General features: G+C 68.1%; 2 protein-coding genes. Both read right to left on the bottom strand.

What is annotated here, in order from left to right:
* Positions 1-849, bottom strand: an 849-nt coding sequence (gene folD, locus QMZ25_RS18590) for a bifunctional methylenetetrahydrofolate dehydrogenase/methenyltetrahydrofolate cyclohydrolase FolD (RefSeq protein ID WP_283220108.1), incomplete at its 3' end; no start/stop codon positions are given.
* Positions 850-995: 146 nt separating this feature from the next.
* Complete coding sequence (locus QMZ25_RS18585) at positions 996-2,828, bottom strand: monovalent cation:proton antiporter-2 (CPA2) family protein (protein ID WP_111186653.1); 1,833 nt, start codon at positions 2,826-2,828, stop codon at positions 996-998.
* Positions 2,829-3,112: the final 284 nt, after the last annotated feature.

The raw sequence follows: 3,112 nt of genomic DNA, 5'->3' as shown, positions 1-3,112 counted from the left end.
GTTCTGCATCAACGTGGCCACGGTCATCGGGCCCACACCGCCCGGCACCGGGGTGATCCAGCTCGCCCGCTGCGCCGCCGCGTCGAAGCCGACGTCGCCGACCAGCCGACCATCGTCCAGGCGGTTGATACCGACGTCGATCACCACCGCGCCCGGCTTCACCCACTCGCCCGGCACGATGCCCGGGCGGCCCACCGCCACCACAAGGATGTCGGCGTTGCGCACGGCCTGTTCCAGCACGTCCTTCGGGGTGAACTTGTGGCAGCTGGTGACGGTGCAGCCGGCAATCAGCAGTTCCAGGCCCATCGGGCGGCCGACGTGGTTGCTGACACCCACAATCGTGGCGTTGCGACCGCGCACCGGCTGGTCGGTGTGGCCCAGCAGCGTGGTGATGCCGCGCGGGGTGCACGGGCGCAGGCCGAACTCGCGCAGGGCCAGATGGCCGACGTTTTCCGGGTGGAAGCCATCGACGTCCTTGCGCGGGTCGATGCGCTGGATCAGCCGGCGCGCATCGGGGATGCCCGGCAGCGGCAGCTGGATCAGGATGCCGTTGATCTTCGGATCGGCATTGAGCTGATCGATCAGGTCCAGCAGCTCGGCCTCGGTGGTGCCGGCCGGCAGGTCGTAATCGTGTGCTTCGATGCCGACCTTCTCGGCGGCACGGCGCTTGTTGCGCACGTACACGGTCGAGGCCGGGTCGCCGCCCACCAGCACCACGGCCAAGCCCGGACGGCTGCCACCGGCCGCGATGCGGGCGTCGACACGCACCTTCAGGCTGTCGAGCAGGTCTTCAGCGATGCGGCGGCCATCGAGGATGCGGGCAGGATGCGGGGCGGCGGAATCGTTCATCGAATGCGGGGGCGGCGGCGGTGGGGAGGCTATTGTCCCCGATTCAGGCCCCCTCGCCCACCGCCAATGCAGCCGCTGCGCTCGCCGGGCATGGCCCGGCGCTACCTTGGAACGCTGACCCCGGGTGACGTTACGGGTCGCATCCCTCATTCTTCCTCTTCGGGCACGTCCTGCGGGTTCAAGGTCTTGCTTGCCCGCTTCGGCGCGGTGAATGGAGTCGGCGTCGGTACGCCCTGGCCGGAGTTGCCAAACACCATCTTGGCGCCGGCGTTCAGGCCGCCACCAGCGATTTCCAGCTCGAAACGCTCGGCGTCGCGGCGACGGATCTGCTCGGCGATCTCGATCGCGTCGTCCTCGTCGGCGCCCAGCTCGACCAGGGCGGCCTGACCGAACAGCACGGCCGATTCAAAGGTCTCGCGGATCTGGAAATCGACGCCGGCATGGATCAGCCGCAGCGAATGCTCGCGGTCGAACGAGCGCACCATCAGCTTGGCCTGCGGGAATTCGTGCGCGACCAGCTCGACGATGCGGTCGGCGGCGTCGGCCTTGTCCACGCACACCGCGATCGCACGCGCGGTCGCCGCGCCGGAAGCATGCAGCACGTCCAGGCGGGTGCCGTCGCCGTAATAGATCTTGAAGCCGAACCGCGCCGCGCTCTGGATCATCTCCACATCGTTGTCGATGATGGTCACGTCCACGTCGCGCGCCAGCAGCGACTGGCTGGCCACCTGGCCGAAGCGGCCGAAGCCGATCAGCAGCACGCTGCCGGACAGGCCGTCGGCCTCGTCCACGCCCTCCAGGTTCACCGTCGGCTTCGGTGCCACGCGCTTGTAGACCAGCACCACCAGCGGGGTCAGCGCCATCGACAGCACCACCACGGCGGTGAAGTTGGCATTGATGTCCACGTCGATCACGCCAGCGGCCGCCGCTGCGGAGAACAGCACGAAGGCGAACTCACCGCCCTGCGCCATCAGCACGCCACGGTCCAGCGCCTGCGCGTGGTCGCTGCCCATCAGACGCGCAACGACATAGATGCACAGTGCCTTGGCCGCCATCAGCGCCAACACCAGGCCGGCGATCAGCTGCCAGTGCGAGGCCACCACGCCCAGGTCCAGCGCCATGCCGACGCTGAGGAAGAACAGGCCGAGCAGGATGCCGCGGAACGGTTCGATGTCGGCTTCGATCTGGTGGCGGAAGGTCGATTCGCTCAGCAGCACGCCGGCCAGGAACGCGCCCATCGCCATCGACAGGCCGGACAGCTGCATCAGCAGTGCCGCGCCCAGCACCACCAGCAACGCGGCGGCGGTCATCACCTCGCGTGCCTTCGATTCGGCCAGCAGGCGGAACAGCGGGTTGAGCAGGAAGCGACCGACCAGTACCAGGCCGACGATGGCACCGACACCGATCGCCACCGACAGCCAGCGCGAGCCCTCGCCGTCGGCGCTGCCCGCGCTGGGCGCCATCCACGCCACCAGGGCCAGCAGCGGCACGATCAGCAGGTCTTCGAACAGCAGGATGGAGACGATCTTCTGCCCGGACGGCAGCGCGATATCACCGCGCTCGGCCAGCAGCTGCATCACCACGGCGGTGGAGGTCAGCACGAAGCCGGTGGCACCGATGAAGGCCACCTGCCACGGGAAGCCGAACAACTTGGCGATGCTGGTCAGCACCAGCGCGCAGGTGACGATCTGCAGCGTGCCCAGCCCGAAGATTTCCTTGCGCAGGCTCCACAGGTGCGAGGGCCGCATCTCCAGGCCGATCACGAAAAGGAACATCACCACGCCGAGTTCGGCCGTATGCAGGATGGCCTGCGGATCGGAGAACCAGCCCAGCCCGAACGGTCCGATCGCCAGGCCGGCGGCGAAGTAGCCCAGTACCGACCCCAGGCCCAGCCGCCGGAACAAGGGCACCATCACCACCGCCGCGCCCAGCAGGGCAACCACCTTGACCAGCTCGCTGGTCGCTGCTTCTACCGCCATGCGGTGCTTTCCCCGGAATCCAGAATCGCTCACCACGATAGAGCAATGTGGATGACGGCAATAGCACGCATGTTGCGCCGGATTGTCTTGAAGGTGGAACGATGCCGGCAGCCACCCCACACATCATTCTGAAACGATCAACGGTGGCGCCGGGCCAGGCTTGGCGGATGTGCCTGCGCGCCCCGCTGCGCTCGCCGGGCGTGGCCCGGCGCTACCGGAATCACCCGCCCCGGCAGAAGGCGGCGTAATCGATATAGCCCGGGAACGGCACGCCCGGCGCGCAG

It is taken from the genome of Stenotrophomonas sp. RS-48 (assembly GCF_030053245.1).
In the GTDB taxonomy this organism is placed as follows: domain Bacteria; phylum Pseudomonadota; class Gammaproteobacteria; order Xanthomonadales; family Xanthomonadaceae; genus Stenotrophomonas; species Stenotrophomonas maltophilia_P.
The sequence above is the reverse complement of the archived record's forward strand: the minus strand, read 5'-3'. Positions and strand labels throughout refer to the sequence as shown.